Consider the following 22,094-nt stretch of genomic DNA (forward strand, 5'->3'; position numbering starts at 1 on the left):
ACTTGATGGTCGTGTGAGCCTCAACTGTTTTCGAGCGTTGGGTGAACACCTACGTGTAACTAAATTATTGGGTAAGCTTTCTAATGAAAACTTTTACAGCTAAACCAGAAACCGTAAAACGTGACTGGTATGTTGTTGATGCAGACGGTAAAACTTTAGGCCGTCTCGCTACTGAACTGGCTCGTCGTCTGCGCGGCAAGCATAAAGCGGAATACACCCCGCACGTTGATACCGGTGACTACATCATCGTTCTGAACGCAGAAAAAGTTGCTGTAACCGGCAACAAGCGTACAGACAAGGTGTATTACCACCACACCGGCCACATCGGTGGTATCAAGCAAGCGACCTTTGAAGAGATGATTGCCCGCCGTCCTGAGCGCGTGATTGAAATCGCGGTTAAAGGCATGCTGCCAAAGGGTCCGTTGGGTCGTGCAATGTTCCGTAAACTGAAAGTTTACGCGGGCACCGAGCACACTCACGCGGCACAGCAACCGCAAGTTCTTGACATCTAATCGGGATTATAGGCAATGGCTGAAAATCAATACTACGGCACTGGTCGCCGCAAAAGCTCCGCCGCTCGCGTTTTTATCAAGCCGGGCAGTGGTAACATCGTTATTAACCAGCGCAGCCTGGAACAGTACTTCGGTCGCGAAACTGCCCGCATGGTAGTTCGTCAACCGCTGGAACTGGTCGACATGGTTGGTAAACTGGATCTGTACATCACCGTTAAAGGTGGTGGTATTTCTGGTCAAGCTGGCGCTATCCGTCACGGTATCACCCGTGCACTGATGGAGTACGACGAGACTCTGCGTGGTGAATTGCGTAAAGCTGGCTTCGTCACTCGTGACGCGCGTAAAGTTGAGCGTAAGAAAGTCGGTCTGCGTAAAGCACGTCGCCGTCCGCAGTTCTCCAAGCGTTAATTTCTTCTGCTTCGGCAGGACGATTTACGCGAAAAACCCGCCTCTCCGGCGGGTTTTTTTATGCCTGCAATTAGATTAAACTTCATTTAAATCAGTTTGTTATGTGATAAATCAACGCATAACCACCACAAAACAGTCAAAATCTGGTAAACTATCATCCACTTTTGCGCCTGTTCGCCGTGCAGTGCTGTCAGTCTACCTCCGAGGCCGTTTTCCAGACCTAAGGTTTATCTGTGAGCTGCGGGCTTGCGGTCACGATTATTCAGGATAGCAGCCTGAGATACCCAATCAATTTCACGTCGCAGCCAGGCGGCAACAACGCAATGGCTCGTGGAGTGATGGGTATTTGGCTATTCGCCGTATTTTCTAGATAACTTGGAGGTTTTCATGGCTGTCGCTGCCAACAAACGTTCGGTAATGACGCTGTTCTCTGGCCCGACCGACATCTTTAGCCATCAAGTACGTATCGTACTGGCGGAAAAAGGCGTCAGCGTCGAGATCGAGCAGGTAGAACCCGATAATCTGCCGCAGGATCTGATCGACCTCAACCCATACCAAACGGTACCGACGCTGGTCGATCGCGAGCTGACGCTGTATGAATCCCGTATCATCATGGAATACCTTGATGAGCGTTTCCCTCACCCGCCGTTGATGCCGGTGTATCCGGTGGCACGTGGTGAAAGCCGTCTGATGATGCTGCGTATCGAGAGAAACTGGTACACGCTGATGTACAAAATCGAGCAGAGCAACGGCCAGGAAGCTGAATCAGCACGCCGTCAACTGCGCGAAGAGCTGCTGGCGATTGCGCCAATCTTCGGCCAGACCCCGTATTTCATGAGCGAAGAGTTCAGCCTGGTAGACTGCTACCTGGCCCCGCTGCTGTGGCGTTTGCCGCAACTGGGTATCGAACTGAGCGGTGCCGGCTCCAAAGAGCTGAAAGGCTACATGACCCGCGTCTTCGAGCGTGATGCATTCCTGGCCTCTCTGACCGAAGCCGAGCGCGAAATGCGCCTGCAGACTCGGGGCTAAGCATCATGGATATGTCTCAGATGACCCCGCGCCGTCCTTATCTTTTGCGGGCATTCTATGACTGGCTGTTGGATAACCAACTGACTCCGCATCTGGTCGTGGACGTGATGCGCCCAGACGTGCAGGTTCCGATGGAGTTTGCACGCGATGGTCAGATTGTGCTGAACATTGCTCCGCGTGCCGTAGGCAACCTGCAACTGGGCGATGACGAAGTGACCTTCAACGCACGCTTTGGTGGCGTTCCTCGTCAGGTGCTGGTGCCAATGGCGGCCGTGCTGGCGATTTATGCACGGGAGAACGGGGCCGGTACCCTGTTTGAACCGGAAGCCAAGTATGAAGATGAAGGGGCTTTCGAAGGGCTGGAAGAGGTGTCTACCCCTGCGGGTAGTCTGATGTCAGTGGTTGATAGCGATCGTCAGGATAGCGTTGAAGACGATAACGGCCCTGATGATGAACCGCCTCAGCCGCCACGCGGTGGTGGCCGTCCGGCGTTGCGTGTCGTGAAGTAAGCTACGGCAGGCAGGGAAAAAGGTGCAACTCAGGTTGTGCCTTTTTTATTGCCTGTAGACCGGCAAGTTGGGTATCCGGAAGGTAAAAGCAAAGGGCCGGCGTGCCGACCCTTTGGGAGAACGTAGAAGTGTAAATCACACTTCCAGATAACACATGATGCCTTCGGCAGCTTTGCGCCCTTCGGCAATCGCGGTAACCACCAGATCGGAACCGCGAACCGCATCGCCACCGGCGAAGATCTTCGGGTTGCTGGTCTGGAAAGCATTATCGACCGATTCCGGTGCCACGATGCGGCCCTGCTTGTCCAACTGCACGTCGTGCGCAGCCAACCAGTCCATCTGGTGCGGGCGGAAGCCAAAGGCCATCACCACCGCATCGGCGTCGATCACGTGCTCAGAGCCTGGCACCTGTTCGGCAACCTGGCGGCCATTGGCATCCGGGGCACCCAACTGAGTACGCACCATCTTGACGCCAGCGACGCGCCCCGCGCTGTTAAGCTCAATGCTCAGCGGCTGCAGGTTGAACTGGAACTCGACCCCTTCCTCACGCGCATTCTTCACTTCGCGTTTGGAACCCGGCATATTCGCTTCATCCCGGCGATAGGCACAGATGACCTGAGTCGCGCCTTGACGAACAGAGGTACGCACGCAGTCCATGGCGGTGTCACCACCACCCAGCACCACCACACGCTTGCCTTCCATGCTGACATACGGCTCGTGCTGTTCTGGCTGGTAGCCCATCAACTGCTTGGTATTGGCGATCAGGAACGGCAGCGCATCGTACACGCCTGGTGCGTCTTCGTTCTCCAATCCACCACGCATCGATTGGTAGGTACCTACGCCGAGGAACACCGCATCGTATTCGCTCAATAGTGCATCCATGGTGATGTCTTTACCGACTTCGGTATTGAGCTGGAACTCGATACCCATCTCGCTGAAGATGCCGCGGCGTTTTACCATCACCTCTTTTTCCAGCTTAAAGGCCGGGATACCGAAGGTCAGTAAACCGCCGATCTCTGGATGACGATCGTAAACCACCGCTTTGACGCCGTTACGGGTCAACACGTCGGCACAGGCCAGGCCCGCCGGGCCAGCGCCAATAACGGCCACCCGCTTACCGGTTGGGTGCACGTGGGACATATCCGGCTTCCAGCCCATCTCGATGGCTTTATCGCTGATGTAACGCTCGATATTGCCGATGGTCACCGCGCCAAACTCATCGTTCAGGGTACAGGAACCTTCGCACAGGCGATCTTGCGGGCAAACGCGGCCACACACTTCCGGCAGGCTATTGGTCTGGTGTGCCAGATCCGCCGCCTCCATGATGCGGCCTTCATTCGCCAGCTTCAGCCAGTTCGGAATATAGTTGTGAACCGGGCATTTCCATTCGCAATAGGGGTTGCCGCAGGACAGGCAACGGTCGGCCTGTGATTTCGCCTGGGTTTCCGAAAAGGGTTCGTAGATTTCTACAAACTCAATTTTGCGGATCTTCAGCGGTTTCTTTGGCGGATCAACGCGCTGCAGGTCGATAAATTGATAAACGTTCTGACTCATTCAATGACCCCTTACTGCGCCTGAACCCGCAGCTCGGCTGCGGAACGACTACGGTGACCCAACAATGCTTTGACATCACTGGACTTCGGTTTGACCAGCGCAAACTTCGGCGCCCATACCGGCCAGTTAGCCAAGATCTCTTCTGCCCGCGATGAACCGGTCAACTGCACGTGTTCGGTGATCAAACCGCGCAGGTGCTCTTCATGGATCGCCAGTTGATCGACGTCCAGCACTTCCACCAGTTCCGGGTTGACGCGTTTGCGGAACTCGCCGTCTTCGTCCAGTACATAGGCGAAGCCGCCGGTCATGCCTGCACCAAAGTTGATGCCGGTCTTGCCCAATACGCAGACGATGCCACCGGTCATGTATTCACAGCCGTTATCGCCAATGCCTTCAACCACGGTAATTGCCCCGGAGTTACGCACGGCGAAACGCTCCCCGGCACGGCCTGCGGCGAACAGCTTGCCGCCGGTTGCGCCGTACAGGCAGGTGTTGCCGATGATGCTGGCCTCGTGGCTGCGGAAGGCAGAGCCCACCGGAGGACGCACGGCGATACGGCCACCGGCCATGCCTTTACCGACGTAGTCGTTGGCATCGCCGGTCAGGGTCAGCTCAACGCCGCCGGCATTCCACACGCCGAAGCTCTGGCCTGCGGTACCGGAGAAATGCGCCTTGATCGGATCGGCAGCCATCCCTTGGTCGCCATGCAGCGTGGCAATAGCCCCTGACAAGGTCGCGCCGACGGAACGATCGGTGTTACGGATATCGAAATAGAAGGTCTTGCTGTGCTTGGCCTCGATATGCGGTTGCGCCTGTGCCATCAGCTCCTTGTTCAGCACGCCCTGATCGAACGGCGGGTTGCTGCTTTCGGTGCAGTGCAGGGCTTTGCCCGCGTGTGGCGTGGCGGTTTTCAGCAACGGCGACAGATCCAGCTTGTTCTGCTTGGCGGAGATCCCGTCGAGCTCGGTCAGGAACTCGGTGCGGCCAATCAGATCGACCAGTTGGCTGACGCCTAGCGTAGCCATGATCTCGCGGGTTTCCCGAGCGATGAACTGGAAGTAGTTGGTCACGCGTTCTGGCAGGCCGTGATAGTGATCGCGGCGCAGTTTTTCATCTTGAGTTGCCACGCCGGTCGCGCAGTTGTTCAAGTGGCAGATACGCAGGTATTTACAGCCCAGTGCGACCATCGGGCCGGTGCCGAAGCCAAAGCTCTCTGCCCCCAGAATGGCAGCCTTAACAATGTCGACGCCGGTTTTCAGGCCACCATCCACCTGTAGGCGGATTTTGTGGCGCAGGCCGTTGGCTACCAGCGCCTGCTGGGTTTCCACCAGGCCAAGCTCCCACGGACAGCCAGCGTACTTAACCGATGACAGCGGGCTTGCACCGGTACCACCGTCGTAACCGGCAATGGTGATCAGATCGGCATAGGCTTTCGCTACGCCGGTGGCAATGGTGCCCACGCCCGGCTCGGAAACCAGCTTCACCGAAATCATTGCCTTCGGGTTCACCTGTTTCAGATCGAAAATCAGCTGTGCCAAATCTTCAATCGAATAGATATCGTGATGCGGCGGAGGCGAGATCAGGGTAACACCCGGCACCGAATAACGCAGTTTGGCGATATACGGCGTGACCTTATCACCAGGCAACTGACCACCTTCACCCGGCTTGGCACCTTGGGCGACCTTTATCTGGATCACGTCGGCGTTCACCAGATAGGCAGGTGTCACACCGAAGCGGCCAGAGGCTACCTGCTTGATACGGGAAACCTTGTTGGTGCCGTAGCGCGCCGGATCTTCACCGCCTTCACCGGAGTTGGAGAAACCGCCCAGGCTGTTCATGGCAATCGCCAGCGACTCATGGGCTTCCGGGCTGAGTGCCCCGATGGACATGGCGGCGGTATCAAAGCGTTTGAACAGCGATTCGGCCGGTTCAACCTGATCGACCGGGATTGGTGCGCCTTTCGGGGTGATCGCCAGCAGATCGCGCAGTGTGGCAATCGGGCGCTCGTTCACCAGCTTGGCATAAGCCTGGTAATCGCTGTATTCACCGCTGTGCACCGCTTTTTGCAGCGAGTTCACCACGTCTGGGTTATACGCATGGTATTCGCCGTTGTGGACGAACTTCAGCAGGCCACCTTGATCCAGCGGCTTGCGTTTCAGCCAGGCGCGTTTGGACAGGTTTTGCAGATCTTGCTGGAAGTCGCTGAAGCTGGCACCGCCGATGCGGCTGACCACACCCTGGAAACAGAGATCGGACAGGTCACGGTGCAGGCCGACGGCTTCAAACAGTTTGGAACAGCGGTAAGAGGCGATAGTCGAGATGCCCATTTTGGACATGATCTTGTACAGCCCTTTATTGATGCCGTTGCGGTAGTTGAGCATCACGTCGCGGTATTTCTTGTCGATCGCCTGGCTATCGACCAGCTTGGCCAGCGTTTCATAGGCCAGATACGGGTAGACAGCGGTAGCACCGAAGCCCAGCAACACGGCGAAGTGGTGCGGGTCGCGGGCGCTGGCGGTTTCAACGATGATGTTGGCATCGCAGCGCAGGTTCTTGTCCACCAGACGGGTCTGGATCGCCCCCACCGCCATTGGCGCGGGTACTGGCAGACGCTGGTTGCTGATGGCACGGTCGGACAGTACCAGCAACACTGCGCCGTCACGGACTTTACGTTCCGCTTCGTCGCACAGGGCATGGATGGTCTGCTCCAGATCCTGCTCCGCTGGATCGAAGGTCAGATCGAGGGTGTCGGCACGATAATATTCGCCTTCCAGCGTAGTGAGCTGCTTGAAGTCTGAATACAGCAGGATTGGCGATTTGAAGCTCAGGCGGTGGGCCTGGCCTTCGGCTTCGCAGAATACGTTCATCTCCCGGCCGATGCTGGTAGCCAGAGACATCACGTGGGCTTCACGCAGCGGATCGATCGGCGGGTTGGTGACCTGAGCGAACTGCTGGCGGAAATAGTCATAAATGATGCGCGGACGGCTGGAAAGCACGGCGAACGGGGTGTCATCCCCCATCGAACCGGTAGCTTCCTGGCCGATCTCGCCCAGTACGCGGATCACCTGGTCCAGCTCTTCGCTGCTGTAGCCGAACTGCTTTTGGTAGGTTTCCAGTGTGGCGTCATCCAGCTCGCGGCTGCCCACCTGATCTTCCGGCAGGTCTTCGAACGGCACCAGACGTTTGACGTTCTTCTCCATCCACTCTTTATACGGGTGGCGGCTTTTCAGATCGTTGTCGGTTTCGGCGGAGTGCAGGATCTTGCCGCTGCGGGTGTCGATCACCATCAGCTCGCCTGGCCCGACGCGGCCTTTTTCGATGACTTCATCCGGCTGGTAATCCCAGATGCCGACTTCCGAGGCGCAGGTGATCAGTTTGTCTTTGGTGATGACGTAGCGCGCTGGACGCAGACCGTTACGGTCCAGGTTACAGGCGGCGTAGCGGCCATCGGACATCACGATGCCTGCCGGGCCGTCCCACGGCTCCATGTGCATCGAGTTGAAGTCAAAGAAGGCGCGCAGATCGGTGTCCATATCCGGGTTGTTCTGCCAGGCCGGTGGCACCAGCAAACGCATGGCACGGATCAGATCCATACCGCCTGCCAGCAACAGTTCCAGCATGTTATCCAGCGAACTGGAGTCGGAGCCGGTTTCGTTAACGAAAGGCGCAGCGGCTTGCAAATCAGGGATCAGCGGGGTCTGGAACTTGTAGGTACGAGCACGTGCCCACTGGCGGTTACCGGTGATGGTGTTGATCTCACCGTTGTGCGCCAGATAGCGGAACGGCTGTGCCAAAGGCCAGCGCGGCACGGTATTGGTTGAGAAGCGCTGGTGGAACAGGCAGATGGCCGATTCCAGCCGCAGATCGGCCAGATCCAGATAGAAGCGTGGCAGATCGGCTGGCATGCACAGACCTTTGTAGATCGTCACCAGGTTGGAGAAACTGCACACATAGAAGCTGTCGTCCTGGACGCGCTTCTCGATACGGCGGCGGGCCACAAACAGGCGGCGTTCCATATCGCGTGGACGCCAGCCCGCAGGGGCGTTCACGAAAATCTGTTCAATACGCGGCAGGGAAGAGAGGGCGATTTCACCCAGAACGTCCGGGTTGGTAGGAACTTCACGCCAGCCGACGATCGACAGCGTTTCGTTCTGCAGCTCTTCTTCAACAATGCGGCGGCTGGCACGGGCTTCCTCTTCGTTCTGGCTGAGGAACATCATGCCAACGGCGTAGTTCTTGGCTAAACGCCAGCCGCGCTCTTCCGCCACCATGCGGAAAAAGCGATCGGGCTTTTGCAATAACAGGCCGCAACCGTCGCCAGTCTTGCCGTCAGCAAGAATTGCACCACGGTGTTGCATACGGGCCAGTGCGTGAATAGCGGTCCTCACCACTTTGTGGCTAGGTTCGCCTTCTATGTGGGCGATCAGGCCGAAACCACAGTTGTCCCTCTCATGGGATTTATCGTACAGCATATCAGTGAACCTCCCCAGGCTCTGTGTGACTCTTACAACCCACTGCGAAGGGCCTGCTCAATTTCAGGCAGAAGTCCAATCAGCAAGGTTAATATCGCCAATCTGCTTTTCCGCCCTCCATCAATGGCCTCTCGTGACGGTTCTCACAAGTGGTAAATGACTTGTTTTAAGAGGGAGTCTTAAATTACTGCATAATTATGACGAGACGTTTGCCCGTCCAGAAAGCTTCCAGCGGACCTCCAACTTAGCGAGAAAGAATACGCAGGTCAAATATGGGCTTAACAGGGATTTTGATGGCTTGCATGAGGTTTATGATGATGAAAAATAAGTTTTTTCAGACCTTTTTGGTGCGATGGAAAGGCAGGGGAAGTGCCGCAAAAATGTGAGCTGTCTCACTATAGTGCAATGCCTGAATCTCTGCACCATGCTAGTGCTGGCGGCAATGCCAGAATTTTATTCTGGTAAATTTACATTTATTGTTGTTTATAACTATTTTTCATCGCTTTGTCATAAAGCTGTTAATAGCGCACTGAGGATTAGAAACTTTCATCGAGATAAAAATGATTTTATTTGCACTAATAATGAATAGTTATGCCTACGGCGGCCTTTGGGGAAAAGCGTTGATCCCTGTCATCGCGGGAAAAGCCGTTTCTTAATAGCATAACGGCCTTCAAACACAGAGAGACACCAAGATTATGCAGTTGCCGCAATTAGTCAATATGTTTGGTAGCGATCTTCAGCGCCGTTATGGGGAGAAGATCCACAAACTCACGCTGCACGGTGGGTTTAGCTGCCCAAACCGCGACGGCACGCTGGGGCGCGGCGGCTGTACTTTCTGCAACGTGGCCTCTTTTGCCGATGAGCAGATGCAGCAGCAAAGCATTGCGGAGCAACTGGCCATTCAGGCGCAGAAAGTTAACCGGGCCAAGCGCTATCTGGCCTATTTCCAGGCCTATACCAGCACCTATGCCGAAGTCGAACTGTTAGCCAACATGTACCGACAGGCGCTGACGCAGGCTGAGATGGTGGGTATCTGTGTCGGCACCCGGCCAGACTGCGTGCCAGAGGCGGCGCTCGATCTGCTGGCAGGCTACCGTGAGCAGGGCTTCGAGGTGTGGCTGGAGCTGGGGCTGCAAACGGCGCACGATAAAACGCTAAAGCGTATCAACCGTGGCCACAATTTCTCCTGTTACCAGCAGACCAGCCGCCTGGCGCGGGAACGCGGCCTGAAGGTATGCAGCCACCTGATCGTTGGCCTGCCTGGAGAGACTCATCAACACCATTTGGCCACGCTGCAAGCGGTGGCTGAGAGCGGGGTAGACGGCATCAAGCTGCACCCGCTGCATATCGTCACCGGTAGCACCATGGCACGAGCCTGGCAGGCGGGGCGTTTGCCTGAGCTGTCGCTGGAGGATTACGCATTCAGCGCCGGGGAAATGATCCGCCATACGCCGAAGGAGATTATCTACCACCGCATCTCGGCCAGTGCCCGTCGGCCCACCCTGTTGGCACCATTATGGTGCGAAAACCGTTGGAACGGCATGCAGGCCGTCGGCGGCTATCTTCAGCGGCATGGTGGCCAGGGTTCGGCTTTGGCCGCAGACCAGCAATACCTGCCTTAAAACCCCGTTCTCAGGTTGCGAATTGCAACCATTCCCACAGTTCACAGTAAGGTTTCTTATCTTAACCGCATTTTACGGTATGATTTGAGAGATTATGTCTGTTGGGAATGGCTCATGAAGCAAATCCGGGTGTTAGCCCAGTACTACGTTGATTTGATGGTAAAACTGGGGCTGGTGCGCTTTTCACTGTTGCTGGCTTCAGCGCTGGTGATACTGGCGATGGTGGTGCAGATGGCGGTCACCATGCTGCTGCGTGGTGAAGTGGAAAGCATCGACGTGGTGCGATCCATTTTCTTCGGCCTGCTGATCACGCCGTGGGCGGTTTACTTCCTTTCGGTGGTGGTGGAGCAACTGGAGGAGTCGCGTCAGCGCCTGGCTCGGCTGGTGGATAAGCTTGAGGAGATGCGCAATCGCGATCTCGCGCTGAACCAGCAGATGCAAGAGAACATCAGCCAGCTCAATCAGGAAATTGCCGACCGTATCAAGGCGGAACAAGATCGCCAACAGGTGATGGATAAGCTGACCGAAGAGATGGAGCAGCGCGAACAGGCACAGGTAGAATTGGGCCAACAATCGGCATTGCTACGCTCTTTCCTTGATGCCTCCCCCGATCTGGTTTACTACCGCAACGAAGAAAAAGAGTTTTCCGGCTGCAACCGGGCGATGGAGTTGCTGACCGGCAAGAGTGAAAAACAGCTGATTGGCCTGACCCCCTTTGATGTCTACAGCAAAGAGATCGCCGAAAAAGTCATCGAAACCGATGAGAAAGTCTTCCGCCACAACGTCTCCCTGACCTATGAACAATGGCTGGTGTACCCAGACGGTCGCAAGGCCTGTTTTGAACTGCGCAAGGTGCCGTTTTACGACCGCGTGGGCAAACGTCACGGGCTGATGGGCTTTGGCCGCGATATAACCGAGCGTAAGCGCTACCAGGACGCGCTGGAGAATGCCAGCAGGGAGAAGACTACCTTTATCTCAACGATCAGCCACGAGCTGCGTACGCCGCTTAATGGCATCGTCGGCCTGAGCCGTATTCTGCTCGATACCGAACTGAACGATGAACAATTGAAGTATTTGAAAACCATCCACGTCAGCGCTATCACCCTGGGTAATATTTTCAACGACATCATTGAGATGGATAAACTCGAGCGGCGTAAGGTCCAGTTGGACAATCAGCCGGTCGACTTTACCGGCTTCCTGGCGGATCTGGAGAACCTCTCCGGCCTGCTGGTGCAGCCGAAAGGGCTGCAGTTCGTGATGGAGCCCGAGTTACCGCTACCGGAGAAAATCATTACGGACGGCACGCGCCTGCGGCAGATCCTGTGGAACCTGATCGGCAACGCGGTGAAATTCACCCAGCAAGGCCAGATCGTGGTGCGCGTCAGGCGCGAAGAGCAGGAACAGATCGTGTTTGAGGTTGAAGACTCAGGCATGGGGATCCCGCAGGATGAGCAAGACAAGATTTTCGCCATGTATTATCAGGTCAAAGACCAGAACGGCGGGCGTCCGGCGACCGGCACCGGCATCGGTCTGGCGGTCTCCAAACGGCTGGCGCAGAGTATGGGCGGAGATATCACGGTAAACAGCGTGCAAGGGCACGGTTCTTGCTTCACCTTGACCATCAAGGCACCTGCGGTGGAGGAAGTGGTCAATGAGGTCCAGGCGGTGGAAGAAATGCCGCTACCTGCGTTGCATATCCTGCTGGTGGAAGATATCGAACTGAACGTGATAGTGGCCCGTTCGGTGTTGGAGAAGCTGGGCAACAGCGTTGCGGTAGCGATGAACGGCCGCGATGCGTTAGCCATGTTCGACCCGGACGAATTCGACCTGGCCCTGTTGGATATCCAATTGCCGGACATGAGCGGGCTGGATATCGCCCGTGAGCTGCGCGAGCGTTATGCGGGGCGCTCACTGCCGCCGTTGATTGCGTTGACAGCTAATGTACTGAAAGACAAGAAAGAGTATCTTGAAGCGGGCATGGACGATGTACTGAGTAAGCCGTTGTCGGTACCGGCCTTGACCAAGATGATCAAACATTACTGGGATCATCAACCCCAACATACCACAAAGAAAACGGAGCAAAAGTCGATGCAGATTAATGAATCGTTATTGGATACCGCAATGCTGGAGCAGTACATGGATCTGGTGGGGCCGCAGCTGATCCATCAGAGTCTGGCAATGTTTGAACAGGTGATGCCGGGGTATCTGGCGGTGCTGGATTCCAACATGACCGCGAAGGATGAGAAAGGGATCACCGAAGAAGGGCACAAAATCAAGGGTGCCGCTGGCTCCGTCGGACTAAAACATCTGCAACAGCTGGCCCAGCAGATCCAGACGCCAACGTTACCAGCCTGGCAAGACAACGTGCAGGAGTGGGTCGATGAGCTGAAGCAAGAATGGCGCAATGATGTGGCGGTGCTGCGAGCTTGGGTAGAGAACGCTGAAAAAAAATGACCCCAGCCGAGGCCGGGGTGCGCGAATATTGCGCCAACACCAGGGAAATCATTAACCTGCGTATTGGTTTTTAGCGTTCTGGTAGAGCAGGTGGTACAAAATTCGTATACATCATACAGCGAACAACATAGCAAATGTAAGCGCTCTTGTTAGAAGAATCATTAAAATATGTGATGTAGTTAGTATTTGTCGCCTCTGGGCCTGCCTTTACCGGCGGTCCTGGCTGGGAGAATGTCGATGAAACAGGTCGCTGTAGTGCTGAGTGGTTGTGGTGTTTATGACGGGGCAGAAATCCATGAGGCGGTGCTCACCTTGCTGGCTCTGGATCGTGCCGGTGCGCAAGCGGTTTGCTTTGCACCGGATAAGGCACAACTGCATGTTATTAATCATTTATCCGGCGAAGAAATGCCAGAAAGTCGCAACGTTTTGTTGGAGTCGGCACGCATCGCTCGTGGCAAAATTCAGGCGCTTTCTCTGGCCGATGCCGAGCAGTTGGATGCCCTGATTGTGCCCGGTGGATTTGGTGCGGCGAAGAATTTGAGCAGCTTTGCCACGCAAGGTGCGGAATGTTCAGTTGATCCCGATTTGTCTAAGCTTATTCGAGAAATGCATAAGAAAAACAAACCAATGGGTTTTATGTGCATTGCGCCAACGCTGTTGCCGAAAGTTTTCGATCAACCGTTGCGATTGACCATTGGTAACGATCCCGATCTGGGGGAAGTGATTGATGCCATGGGCGGTGAGCCGGTGATCTGTCCGGTAGATGACATCGTGGTTGATATTGAAAATAAGGTTGTCACTACCCCGGCCTACATGTTGGCCCAGTCGATCGGCGAGGCGGCGCAGGGAATTGATAAGCTGGTGTCACGAGTGCTGGATCTGGTGGAATGATAAGGTTTTCTCGTAAATCGTGGATTGTTCGCCTGTGGTTTTGGTTTAAACGAGGCGTTCTTGCGGTTATTGGCCTGTGGCTGGCGGGGATCATTTTGTTTGCTTTTCTGCCGGTGCCGTTTTCTGCGGTGATGGTGGAGCGGCAGGTCGGTGCTTGGCTGAGCGGGGATTTCGGCTATGTGGCGCATTCCGACTGGGTAGCGATGGATGATATTGCCCCCTCGATGGCGCTGGCAGTGATGGCGGCAGAAGATCAGAAATTCCCCGACCACTGGGGGTTCGACGTGGCGGCCATTGAAAAGGCCATCAGCCACAACGAAAAGCGGCCAACGCGCATCCGCGGTGCTTCTACCCTTTCTCAGCAAACGGCAAAGAACCTGTTTTTGTGGGACGGGCGTAGCTGGGTGCGCAAAGGGTTGGAAGTTGGGCTAACGGCGGGTATTGAGCTGGTTTGGACCAAGCGGCGAATTTTGACGGTGTACCTGAATATCGTCGAGTTTGGTGACGGCATCTTCGGCGTGGAAGCGGCGGCTCAGCACTTTTTCCACAAGCCGGCAAGCCGCCTGACGGCATCTGAAGCTGCCCTGCTGGCGGCAGTGCTGCCTAATCCACATCGTTTCAAGGCCGGTGCTCCTTCGGGGTACGTAACCCAGCGCCAACAGTGGATTATGCGTCAGATGCGCCAGTTGGGTGGGGAAGGATTTCTCCAGGCGAACGATCTTAAGTGATGGCCCCTCACCCCAACCCTCTCCCATAGGGAGAGGGAGCTGAACGGAGCGCGTGCTGGCTCCGTGCGGCTTCGGAAAGTCGAGCTTAGGAAGAAAGATAGGACATGACTCGGAAGAATCAATGAACTCGATCGGTCCCCTCTCCCTGTGGGAGAGGGTTAGGGTGAGGGCAGCTGACAACGCCGATCTCATCCCGGTTCGCGAGATTATTTAACGTAGGTAAACGCCGTTGTCACGTGCTTCACGCCGCTAACCTGGCTGGCAATCTGCGCCGCAGACTGGCCTTCCTGCTGTGTCACCAAACCTAACAAGAACACTTCGCCATTTTCGGTTGTGACCTTCACGTTCGAGGATTTGACGGTATCGCTGGTGAGGATCTGCGAACGTACCTTGGTGGTGATCCAGGTATCGGAAGAGGCGGTACCCAGACTGACCGGCGTGCCCTGGCGGATCTCGTTATACACCTCAACGGCACCATCGACGCCAAGTGCGATCTGCTTCGCCCGGCTGGCGAGCTCGGTGGTAGGAGCCTGGCCGGTCAGCAGCACTTTGCCCTGATAGGCGGTGGCTACGACACGGGCTTCTTTCTTCAGTTGCTGATCTTTGCTGATGGCATTTTCGACCCGGGCTTCCAACGTGCCGTCATCGACCTGTGTGCCTACGGTACGTGGATCGGTTGCCGTTTTGGTGGCAACCGCGGCGCTGCCAACGACAACGCCCGCGACGCAACCCTGCAGCAGTAGGGCGCTGAACAGCACTGCAAATGTGGCTCTTAGCTTCATCTCGGTTCCTCTAATCGTCCTGGTGGGGGAACAATGTGTTATCAATCAGGTCGCATAGGCAATTGACGGTAAGCATATGCATCTCCTGAATGCGTGCACTGCGGTGAGAGGGGATACGTATCTCCACATCCTGCTGGCCAAGTAAACCCGCCAGCTCTCCGCCATCGTAGCCGGTAAGCGCAACAATGGTCATATCACGCGTTACCGCAGCTTCGACCGCTTTCACAATATCACGGCTATTGCCGCGGGTGGAAATCGCCAGCAGCACGTCACCGGCGTGGCCGAGTGCTCGCACCTGTTTGGCATACATTTCATCATGCAAACGATCGTTGCCGATGGCGGTCAGCACCACGTTATCGGCGTTTAGCGCGATCGCGGGCAGGCTAGGGCGTTCGGTTTCAAAGCGGTTGATCATGCAGGCAGCAAAATGCTGAGCGTTAGCCGCCGAGGTGCCGTTGCCACAGCACAGGATCTTGTTGCCGTTCAATAACGATTGAACCAGGGTCATCGCGGCACGGGATATCGCGTCAGGTAAGGCTTCCGCCGCCGCAATCTGGGTTTGGATACTCTCGGTAAAACAGACTTTGATTCTATCCAGCACGTTGTTTTAATCCACTAGGTCAAAGGGCCGGCATACACCGGTCAACAGGGTTTAATCCGCATTGAAGGCATTGGGTATCCATTCTAACTGGCTACCGGTAATGGCTAAAACATCAAAACGGCAAGATGATGTGTCAAAACTGGCTCCTCGCCCTGCCAGCCAAACGGCGGCGGCATGCAGCAATCGCCGTTGCTTGCGGTAAGTCACGCTGGCCGCTGCGTCACCAAAGGCGGCGTTGCGACGGTAGCGGACTTCGACGAACACCCAGGTTTGACCATCACGCATGATGAGATCGAGCTCACCCCCACGTACCGCCACGTTGGCGGCGGTGAAGGTAAGCCCGGCGCGCTCCAGGTATTGGCGGGCCTGGATCTCATAGCCCGCTCCCTTGGCGCGTTGACTCAGGAGACCGGAACGACCGAGCCCTGGCGGTATTGCAGCCAAGTCAGTTTCCTGGTGATCACACAGTTAGGTGACGATGTCAGTACACCCGTGGTGCCTGAAACCTGGAATCCTGGCAACTGGCGCATTTGAGCAAAGTGGTTGGCCAATGTCCAGGCATCCATCCCCATGGCGTAGAGACGCACCAGGGAATAGTCGTTGCGGAATTTGGCGGTGGCTTGCTGCTGCAACTGTGGATTGGCCCCTGCCAGCAGAGGAATATCACTGAATTGCAGGCCTTCCATTTCCAGACGGAAGTCCGGGCCAGCGCCGGCCTGATAGCTGCGCGAGCTGGCAAACATGGCTGGTTTGCTACGAGAACTGGTGGTCATGTCGATCATCGGCTTGATCAGCGTCAACTGGTCTTGCGTGGCGACGATATACACCGAGTCTACGCCGCCGCCTGTAGAGGCCGGGATATCGCTTGGTGGCGCTGGAATAGTCAGGCCAGCGATAGTCACCGACTGCTGCGCTGGAGCCTGTGAGGCCACCGGGGTGCCGCTCATGCGGATCCCACCGCTGTTGACCATCTGACGTAGCTCACCGGCAGAACCAATCCCTTGTTGCAGCACGGTCTGGCCACCGAGTTTCTGCCACTCTTCGGTGAAGGCTTTGGCAATGCGATCGCCAAACGCGCCGCGTGGCAGCAGCAGTAACGGCTGGCGTTTTTGCTGTTCCCAGATATGGCGGGCGGCGTCGCGGGCTTCATCCTCCGGTGACAGGGCGAAGTAACAGATATTCGGGCTGTCCTTTGGCTGCTCAGGCTGGTTGAGTGCCAGCACGTTCAACGTCGTTGAAGTGGTGGCGAGTTGATCGACTTCGGCCTTCAACAGCGGGCCCACGATCAGGGTTGCACCATCCTGCTGGGCTTGAGCCAACAATGCTGGCAGAGGCTGGCTGGTGGTGTCGTAGACCTTCACCTGCCCGCCGGTTGCCGGGGCTGGAGTGACGGGTACCGGAGCAGGGGTAGCAGGTTGTACTGCGGCTACCTGAGTTGCATCCGCCGCAGGGGCTGAAGTACTTACGGCACCGTTGGCATTGTCTGGCGTAGCTGCCACTGTCTGGTCTGGATTAGTGGTTGGTTGCGGTGCCTGAACCGGCGCTGCGAGCGTTATGCCACTTTGCGCTGCGTTAAAGCCCTGCTGGATCGCATCGGCAAACACCTTGGCCTGGCCGTTCAGCGGCAGCAGCAGGGCGATATGCGAAGTTGAAGCCTGGGTGAAATTCAGCACCTGATTCAACTGCGTTGGCAGGCTTTTCGCCGCCGGGTTCTGCGGATAGCGGTTCTGCCAGTCTTTGATCCCGGCCTTCAGCAGATCGGGATCCTGACGGTTGTCCTGATAGACTCGTAACAGATCCAGCCAACCTTGCAGCACGTTTTCGTTGGCGTTAATCACCAGGCTGTTCATGTCGGCCGGTTTCAGGCCAAGCAGCGTTTGCCAGGTTTTATCCAGGTTATCCTGATGAGCCTGGCCGCTTAGTAACGGCTCCTGGGCAATATAGGCGCGGATCAGTGGCAGTGAGGCTTGGCCCTGATTTGCCGCGATCTGCGCCTGATACAGGCGAACCCGCTGATTCGGTGACAGCGCGCTGCTGTCGATGTTATTCAGCGCGTCGCGGGCTGCGCTCAAATTCTTGTTGGCCACCTGCAGTTCTGCGCTCAATAGCTGGCGCTCAAGCTGTTGTGTACTCGTCAGGTTTTGCGGCAAGGTGCTCAGTTGCTCGTTGGCCTGTGGCAGTTTGCCTTCGCGAGTTAATGCGCGAATCGCAAGTAATTGCCAGTCAGCCTTGTTATCATCGCTGCTTTGCTGCAACTGCTGCAGATAGTAATCAGAGTTGGCACTGGCTTCGTCCTGGATATTTGAGGGCGGAGTTTGTGGAACCCGACTTGGACAACCCGCTAACAGCAAGGCTGCCAGTACAACAGGTACTAATCGCCCTGCTTTGGTACGAAGGAATGTTGAGGAAAGCATACTGTATCCAGTGATGTTTTTTTCAAGATGCTCAATATTAAATCGGCAACCCGGATGAAACAATGAATCAACACCAACAATCAGCTATTTCTGCCTCGACACTGTACGTGGTGCCCACCCCCATCGGCAACCTGGGGGATATGACTCATCGGGCCATAGAGGTACTGAAAAGCGTCGATCTGATTGCGGCGGAAGATACGCGCCATACCGGGTTGCTGCTGCAACACTTTGCTATTAGCGCGCGGTTGTTTGCGCTGCACGACCATAACGAACAGCAGAAGGCGGACCAACTGCTGGCAAAACTGCAGGAAGGCCAAAGCATAGCACTGGTGAGTGACGCAGGCACGCCACTGATTAACGATCCGGGTTATCACCTGGTGCGCCGTTGCCGTGAAGCGGGGATCCGCGTCGTGCCGCTGCCGGGCGCCTGTGCTGCCACCACCGCGTTGTGTGCCGCCGGTGTGGCTTCCGATCGTTTCTGCTACGAAGGCTTCCTGCCAGCCAAAACCAAAGGCCGTAAGGATACCCTGCTGGCGCTGGCAGAGGAACCGCGAACGCTGATTTTCTACGAATCTACCCACCGTTTGCTGGAAAGTTTGCAGGACATGGTCACCGTGTGGGGGCCGCAGCGCTATGTGGTGCTGGCGCGCGAACTGACCAAAACCTGGGAGTCTATCCACGGAGCCCCGGTGGGGGAACTGCTGGCCTGGGTGCTGGAAGATGAGATGCGCCGCCGTGGGGAGATGGTGCTGATTGTGGAAGGCCACAAGGCACAGGAAGACGATTTGCCGCTCGAAGCGCTGCGTACCCTGGCTCTGCTGCAAAAAGAGCTGCCGTTGAAAAAGGCGGCGGCGTTAACCGCAGAGATCCACGGCGTGAAGAAAAATGCGCTGTATAAACATGCGCTGGAGCAGCAGGAACAGGCTAACTGAGCCCCAGCGTTGTGACTCAGCTATGCCGAATGATGTTGAACCCTTCCTGGTCATTCGGCTCAACAAAATGGCGGGTGATGAGATCAAACTGCTCATCGGTCGCGGCAAAATCATGAGTGCCCGACTGATTGCGGGCATGCAGTCTGGCCTTGCAGACATCATCGGGCACGTTGAGATAATGCAGTTGGTTATCGGCACCCGACTCGCGGATGATATCCATCATCCATTCACGGTTGGCCACGGTGTTGGCCGGAAAGTCCAGAATGAGGGTCACCCCGGCGTTAAGCAGTGCTATCAGATGGGGTTTGATGGCGTTTTTCAGCTTGCTACTACAGCGGATATAGTCTGCAACGGTGCGCATCTCATCGGCGTATAGCTGAGCAAGCCAGCTATCTTCCGCGATTATCACGCTGCCAGGCTGGGTTGCCAGCTTGGCTGAAAGCGTGGACTTTCCTGACGCTATTTTTCCTGACAGAAGATGCAGGGTAGGCTTGGCTTTTTCCGGCGTATGGCGGGACGAACGGGTCATGATTAACCTCACTGGAGTGATGCCGGTAAGGCCCGCCTTACCGGCGGGAACAAACTGACGAGCGTCATCCCACCTTAGATTGGCAAGCGGTAAATAATAATCTCGACGCAAATCAGGGCTGAAGGTCTTGGTTTCATATCGCCAAGCTAGCATATCTGCAGGCCCCGCCTCTAGATCTGTTTTCTGTTCCCCCTAAAACGGTTGACCTACCGCAACCACAACGCTACTATCCGCGCCGGAGTTGACCAGACAGTCGCCGCTTCATTGCCGTCCTCTTCGGGGGAGACAGATGGAGGGGAGGAAAGTCCGGGCTCCATAGGGCAGGGTGCCAGGTAACGCCTGGGAGGCGCAAGCCTACGACTAGTGCAACAGAGAGCAAACCGCCGATGGCCCGCGCAAGCGGGATCAGGTAAGGGTGAAAGGGTGCGGTAAGAGCGCACCGCGCGGCTGGCAACAGTCCGTGGCACGGTAAACTCCACCCGGAGCAAGGCCAAATAGGGGTTCACATGGTACGGCCCGTACTGAACCCGGGTAGGCTGCTTGAGCCAGTGAGCGATTGCTGGCCTAGAGGAATGACTGTCCACGACAGAACCCGGCTTACCGGTCAACTCCCTCTATACAGATAACCCCGCGTGACGAGAGTCGCGCGGGGTTTTTCTTTATCTATACCGGTAAATCAATCAGCAGCGCACGTAGCGGCGCTTCGGCCTGGATGGTGAGGCGGTTTTCCTCGCGGATAAACGCACCATCTCCACAGGTCAGGCGCTGGCTCTGGTGATGGTTGCCATTGACCTCAACGGTACCGTGGATCGATTGCAGGTAGGCACGTGGCCCATGCAGAGTAAGCGTCTGCTGTGCTCCCGCCGGTAAGTTCAAATGATGTATCCAGACCTGTTGGCGCAGTTGCAGGCTGCCTTGGGCACCATCCGGTGAGGCCAGTAGCGTATAGGGCTGATCTGGCAGGCTCAAACGCTGTACACGCTCATTGCTACGCTCCGGGCAGGCATCCAGCCACAGTTGCATCCGGGTCAGTGGCGTGCTGCTGCTGACGTTCTGTTCGCTATAGCTAAGCCCCGGTTGCGTAGCCAGCAATAACGCCTCTCCTGCCGCTGCGCGTACGGTATTGCCGTCGCTGTCCCGGTATTCGGCTTCACCCTGCAGGATCAGATTCAGTATATCTACGTTGGGATAGGTGCGGGGCTGGAAGGCGGCACCCGGTGCCAATACCTCTTGATTCAGTACCCGCAGCGACGCATAGCCCATCAGTTTGGGATCGAAGTAGTGGCCAAAGGAAAAGGTATAACGAGCCTGTAGCCAACCAAAGTCAGCTTGCCCGCATTGTTGTGCTGTTCTGCATGTGATCATGGCAATCGGCTCTCTAAATTCATTCTCTTGATGGTAAGCATCTGGACGGCGGATTGTTAGCCAGTTAATCTGGTCGGTATATTCAAATTTCCTGATAGAGAGTTTCGATGGCCAGAGATCGGGCGTTAACGCTTGAAGCGCTTAGGGTTATGGATGCGATCGACCGCCGTGGCAGCTTTGCCGCCGCTGCCGATGAGCTGGGGCGAGTGCCTTCGGCGCTCAGCTACACCATGCAAAAATTGGAAGAAGAACTGGATGTGGTGCTGTTTGACCGATCTGGGCATCGCACCAAATTTACCAACGTTGGGCGCATGCTGCTTGAGCGTGGCCGCGTACTGCTTGAGGCCGCGGACAAGCTGACGACCGATGCAGAGGCATTGGCGCGGGGATGGGAAACCCATCTCACCATCGTCAGCGAAGCACTATCGCCGGCATACAAGCTGTTCCCCTTGGTCGATAAGCTGGCGTTGAAGGCCAATACCCAGGTTTCGATCTTTACCGAAGTGTTGGCCGGGGCGTGGGAGCGGCTGGAGCAAGGGCGGGCCGATATCGTTATTGCGCCGGATATGCACTTTCGCGCCTCTTCTGAAATCAACACCCGCAAGCTGTATAAGGTGATGAGCGTGTACGTTGCTGCACCGGAACATCCGATCCATCTGGAGCCGGAGCCGCTGTCGGAGCTGACTCGGGTGAAATACCGTGGTATTGCAGTGGCAGATACTGCGCGGGAGCGGCCAGTCTTGACGGTACAATTGCTGGATAAACAGCAGCGCCTGACGGTGAGCACCATCGAAGATAAGCGCCGCGCCTTGCTGGCGGGGCTGGGGGTTGCCACTATGCCTTATCAGATGGTGGAGAAGGATATCGAGCAGGGGCGCTTGCGCGTGGTAGGGCCGGAATATAGCCGTGAGGCGGACATCATTATGGCCTGGCGGCGCGACAGCATGGGCGAGGCTAAATCCTGGTTCCTGCGTGAGATCCCGCGCCTGTTTGCACGCGAGGAGAACCAGTAACTTCTTCGCATTTTCGCATTGTGTCCCCTCACCCTAACCCTCTCCCACAGGGAGAGGGGACCGATCGAGGTCGTTAATTGCTTAGCGTAATACCTTGCCTTTCTTGTTTTTACTCGCAATCTTCCGAAGTTGTACGGACAAATTACGCACTCCGGACAGCCGCCTCCCTGAGGAAGGGGGGCCGATCGAGGTCGTTAATTGCTCAGCGTAATACCTTGCCTTTCTTGTTTTTAATCCCTGCTTTTCGAAGCTACACGGGCCCACCAAGGTCACCGGACG

At 56.2% G+C, this 22,094-nt stretch carries 19 protein-coding genes and 1 other RNA gene; 11 read left to right on the forward strand and 9 right to left on the reverse strand.

All coding sequences use genetic code 11. The features are described from left to right. The first annotated feature begins 83 nt into the window (after positions 1–83). The 4 genes from rplM (at position 84) to sspB (ending at position 2,458) form a co-directional block, all read left to right on the forward strand. Complete coding sequence (gene rplM / locus ACKWMY_RS21580; RefSeq protein WP_021180678.1) at positions 84–512, forward strand: 50S ribosomal protein L13; 429 nt, start codon at positions 84–86, stop codon at positions 510–512. A gap of 15 nt (positions 513–527) precedes the next feature. Further along, complete coding sequence (rpsI, locus tag ACKWMY_RS21585; protein WP_024530629.1) at positions 528–920, forward strand: 30S ribosomal protein S9; 393 nt, start codon at positions 528–530, stop codon at positions 918–920. Positions 921–1,307: 387 nt separating this feature from the next. After that, positions 1,308–1,949: a stringent starvation protein SspA gene (gene sspA, locus ACKWMY_RS21590; protein ID WP_024483694.1), complete on the forward strand. Its 642-nt coding sequence runs from the start codon at positions 1,308–1,310 to the stop codon at positions 1,947–1,949. Between the two features lie 5 nt (positions 1,950–1,954). Continuing rightward, positions 1,955–2,458, forward strand: a complete 504-nt coding sequence (gene sspB / locus ACKWMY_RS21595; RefSeq protein WP_024530630.1) for a ClpXP protease specificity-enhancing factor — start codon at positions 1,955–1,957, stop codon at positions 2,456–2,458. Positions 2,459–2,593: 135 nt separating this feature from the next. Here sspB and ACKWMY_RS21600 read toward each other — a convergent pair whose 3' ends face one another. Next, positions 2,594–4,012 carry a glutamate synthase small subunit gene (locus ACKWMY_RS21600; protein ID WP_024530631.1) on the reverse strand — a complete coding sequence of 473 codons (1,419 nt, stop codon included), beginning with the start codon at positions 4,010–4,012 and terminating at the stop codon, positions 2,594–2,596. An 11-nt stretch (positions 4,013–4,023) separates the two neighbouring features. After that, positions 4,024–8,484, reverse strand: a complete 4,461-nt coding sequence (gene gltB / locus ACKWMY_RS21605) for a glutamate synthase large subunit (RefSeq protein WP_024530632.1) — start codon at positions 8,482–8,484, stop codon at positions 4,024–4,026. Between the two features lie 695 nt (positions 8,485–9,179). On the opposite strand from gltB, the gene ACKWMY_RS21610 reads away from it, so the two are divergent. The 4 genes from ACKWMY_RS21610 (at position 9,180) to mtgA (ending at position 14,179) form a co-directional block, all read left to right on the forward strand. After that, positions 9,180–10,106, forward strand: coding sequence for a TIGR01212 family radical SAM protein (locus tag ACKWMY_RS21610; protein WP_024530633.1), 927 nt, complete (start codon positions 9,180–9,182; stop codon positions 10,104–10,106). Positions 10,107–10,220: 114 nt separating this feature from the next. Next, positions 10,221–12,560 carry an aerobic respiration two-component sensor histidine kinase ArcB gene (gene arcB / locus ACKWMY_RS21615; RefSeq protein WP_074031537.1) on the forward strand — a complete coding sequence of 780 codons (2,340 nt, stop codon included), beginning with the start codon at positions 10,221–10,223 and terminating at the stop codon, positions 12,558–12,560. Positions 12,561–12,797: 237 nt separating this feature from the next. Further along, a complete protein-coding gene (gene elbB, locus ACKWMY_RS21620; protein WP_024530635.1) occupies positions 12,798–13,451 on the forward strand; it encodes an isoprenoid biosynthesis glyoxalase ElbB in 654 nt (217 codons plus the stop codon). Beyond that, positions 13,448–14,179, forward strand: coding sequence for a monofunctional biosynthetic peptidoglycan transglycosylase (mtgA, locus tag ACKWMY_RS21625; RefSeq protein ID WP_261161392.1), 732 nt, complete (start codon positions 13,448–13,450; stop codon positions 14,177–14,179). Before elbB ends, mtgA begins: the two co-directional genes overlap by 4 nt. A 206-nt stretch (positions 14,180–14,385) precedes the next feature. Here mtgA and dolP read toward each other — a convergent pair whose 3' ends face one another. From dolP to ACKWMY_RS21645, 4 genes are read right to left on the reverse strand one after another with little or no spacing between them, the layout of a single operon-like run. Beyond that, on the reverse strand, positions 14,386–14,961 hold the full coding sequence (gene dolP, locus ACKWMY_RS21630) for a division/outer membrane stress-associated lipid-binding lipoprotein (protein WP_024528159.1): 576 nt from the start codon (positions 14,959–14,961) through the stop codon (positions 14,386–14,388). Positions 14,962–14,971: 10 nt separating this feature from the next. Next, positions 14,972–15,562 carry a DnaA initiator-associating protein DiaA gene (gene diaA / locus ACKWMY_RS21635; RefSeq protein ID WP_025120033.1) on the reverse strand — a complete coding sequence of 197 codons (591 nt, stop codon included), beginning with the start codon at positions 15,560–15,562 and terminating at the stop codon, positions 14,972–14,974. 51 nt (positions 15,563–15,613) lie between these two features. Then, positions 15,614–15,967 (reverse strand): YraN family protein, encoded by a 354-nt coding sequence (locus ACKWMY_RS21640; protein ID WP_024528160.1) that lies wholly within the window; start codon positions 15,965–15,967, stop codon positions 15,614–15,616. Next, the gene (locus ACKWMY_RS21645) at positions 15,964–17,976 is read right to left on the reverse strand and encodes a penicillin-binding protein activator (RefSeq protein ID WP_024528161.1); all 2,013 of its coding nucleotides are present in this window, start codon (positions 17,974–17,976) and stop codon (positions 15,964–15,966) included. Before ACKWMY_RS21645 ends, ACKWMY_RS21640 begins: the two co-directional genes overlap by 4 nt. A gap of 62 nt (positions 17,977–18,038) precedes the next feature. On the opposite strand from ACKWMY_RS21645, the gene rsmI reads away from it, so the two are divergent. Continuing rightward, entirely contained in the window at positions 18,039–18,908 is an 870-nt protein-coding gene (rsmI, locus tag ACKWMY_RS21650) for a 16S rRNA (cytidine(1402)-2'-O)-methyltransferase (protein WP_166733477.1), read from the forward strand. A gap of 16 nt (positions 18,909–18,924) precedes the next feature. Here the strand turns inward: rsmI and ACKWMY_RS21655 are convergent, their stop codons facing one another. Further along, a complete protein-coding gene (locus ACKWMY_RS21655) occupies positions 18,925–19,437 on the reverse strand; it encodes an ATP-binding protein (RefSeq protein ID WP_309046746.1) in 513 nt (170 codons plus the stop codon). A 237-nt stretch (positions 19,438–19,674) separates the two neighbouring features. On the opposite strand from ACKWMY_RS21655, the gene rnpB reads away from it, so the two are divergent. Continuing rightward, positions 19,675–20,053: RNase P RNA component class A (gene rnpB, locus ACKWMY_RS21660), an RNA gene on the forward strand. Positions 20,054–20,100: 47 nt separating this feature from the next. Here rnpB and ACKWMY_RS21665 read toward each other — a convergent pair. Then, positions 20,101–20,802, reverse strand: a complete 702-nt coding sequence (locus ACKWMY_RS21665; protein WP_211136841.1) for a pirin family protein — start codon at positions 20,800–20,802, stop codon at positions 20,101–20,103. Positions 20,803–20,909: 107 nt separating this feature from the next. Between ACKWMY_RS21665 and ACKWMY_RS21670 the strand changes: the two genes are divergently transcribed. Continuing rightward, on the forward strand, positions 20,910–21,815 hold the full coding sequence (locus ACKWMY_RS21670; protein WP_021180661.1) for a LysR family transcriptional regulator: 906 nt from the start codon (positions 20,910–20,912) through the stop codon (positions 21,813–21,815). A gap of 81 nt (positions 21,816–21,896) precedes the next feature. On the opposite strand, the gene ACKWMY_RS21675 is transcribed toward ACKWMY_RS21670, so the two are convergent. Further along, a partial coding sequence (locus tag ACKWMY_RS21675; protein WP_409487011.1) for a hypothetical protein occupies positions 21,897–22,094 on the reverse strand: 198 nt, incomplete at its 5' end.

Origin of the sequence: Serratia sp. J2 (genome assembly GCF_046269175.1) — a bacterium.
GTDB lineage: Bacteria > Pseudomonadota > Gammaproteobacteria > Enterobacterales > Enterobacteriaceae > Chania > Chania fonticola_C.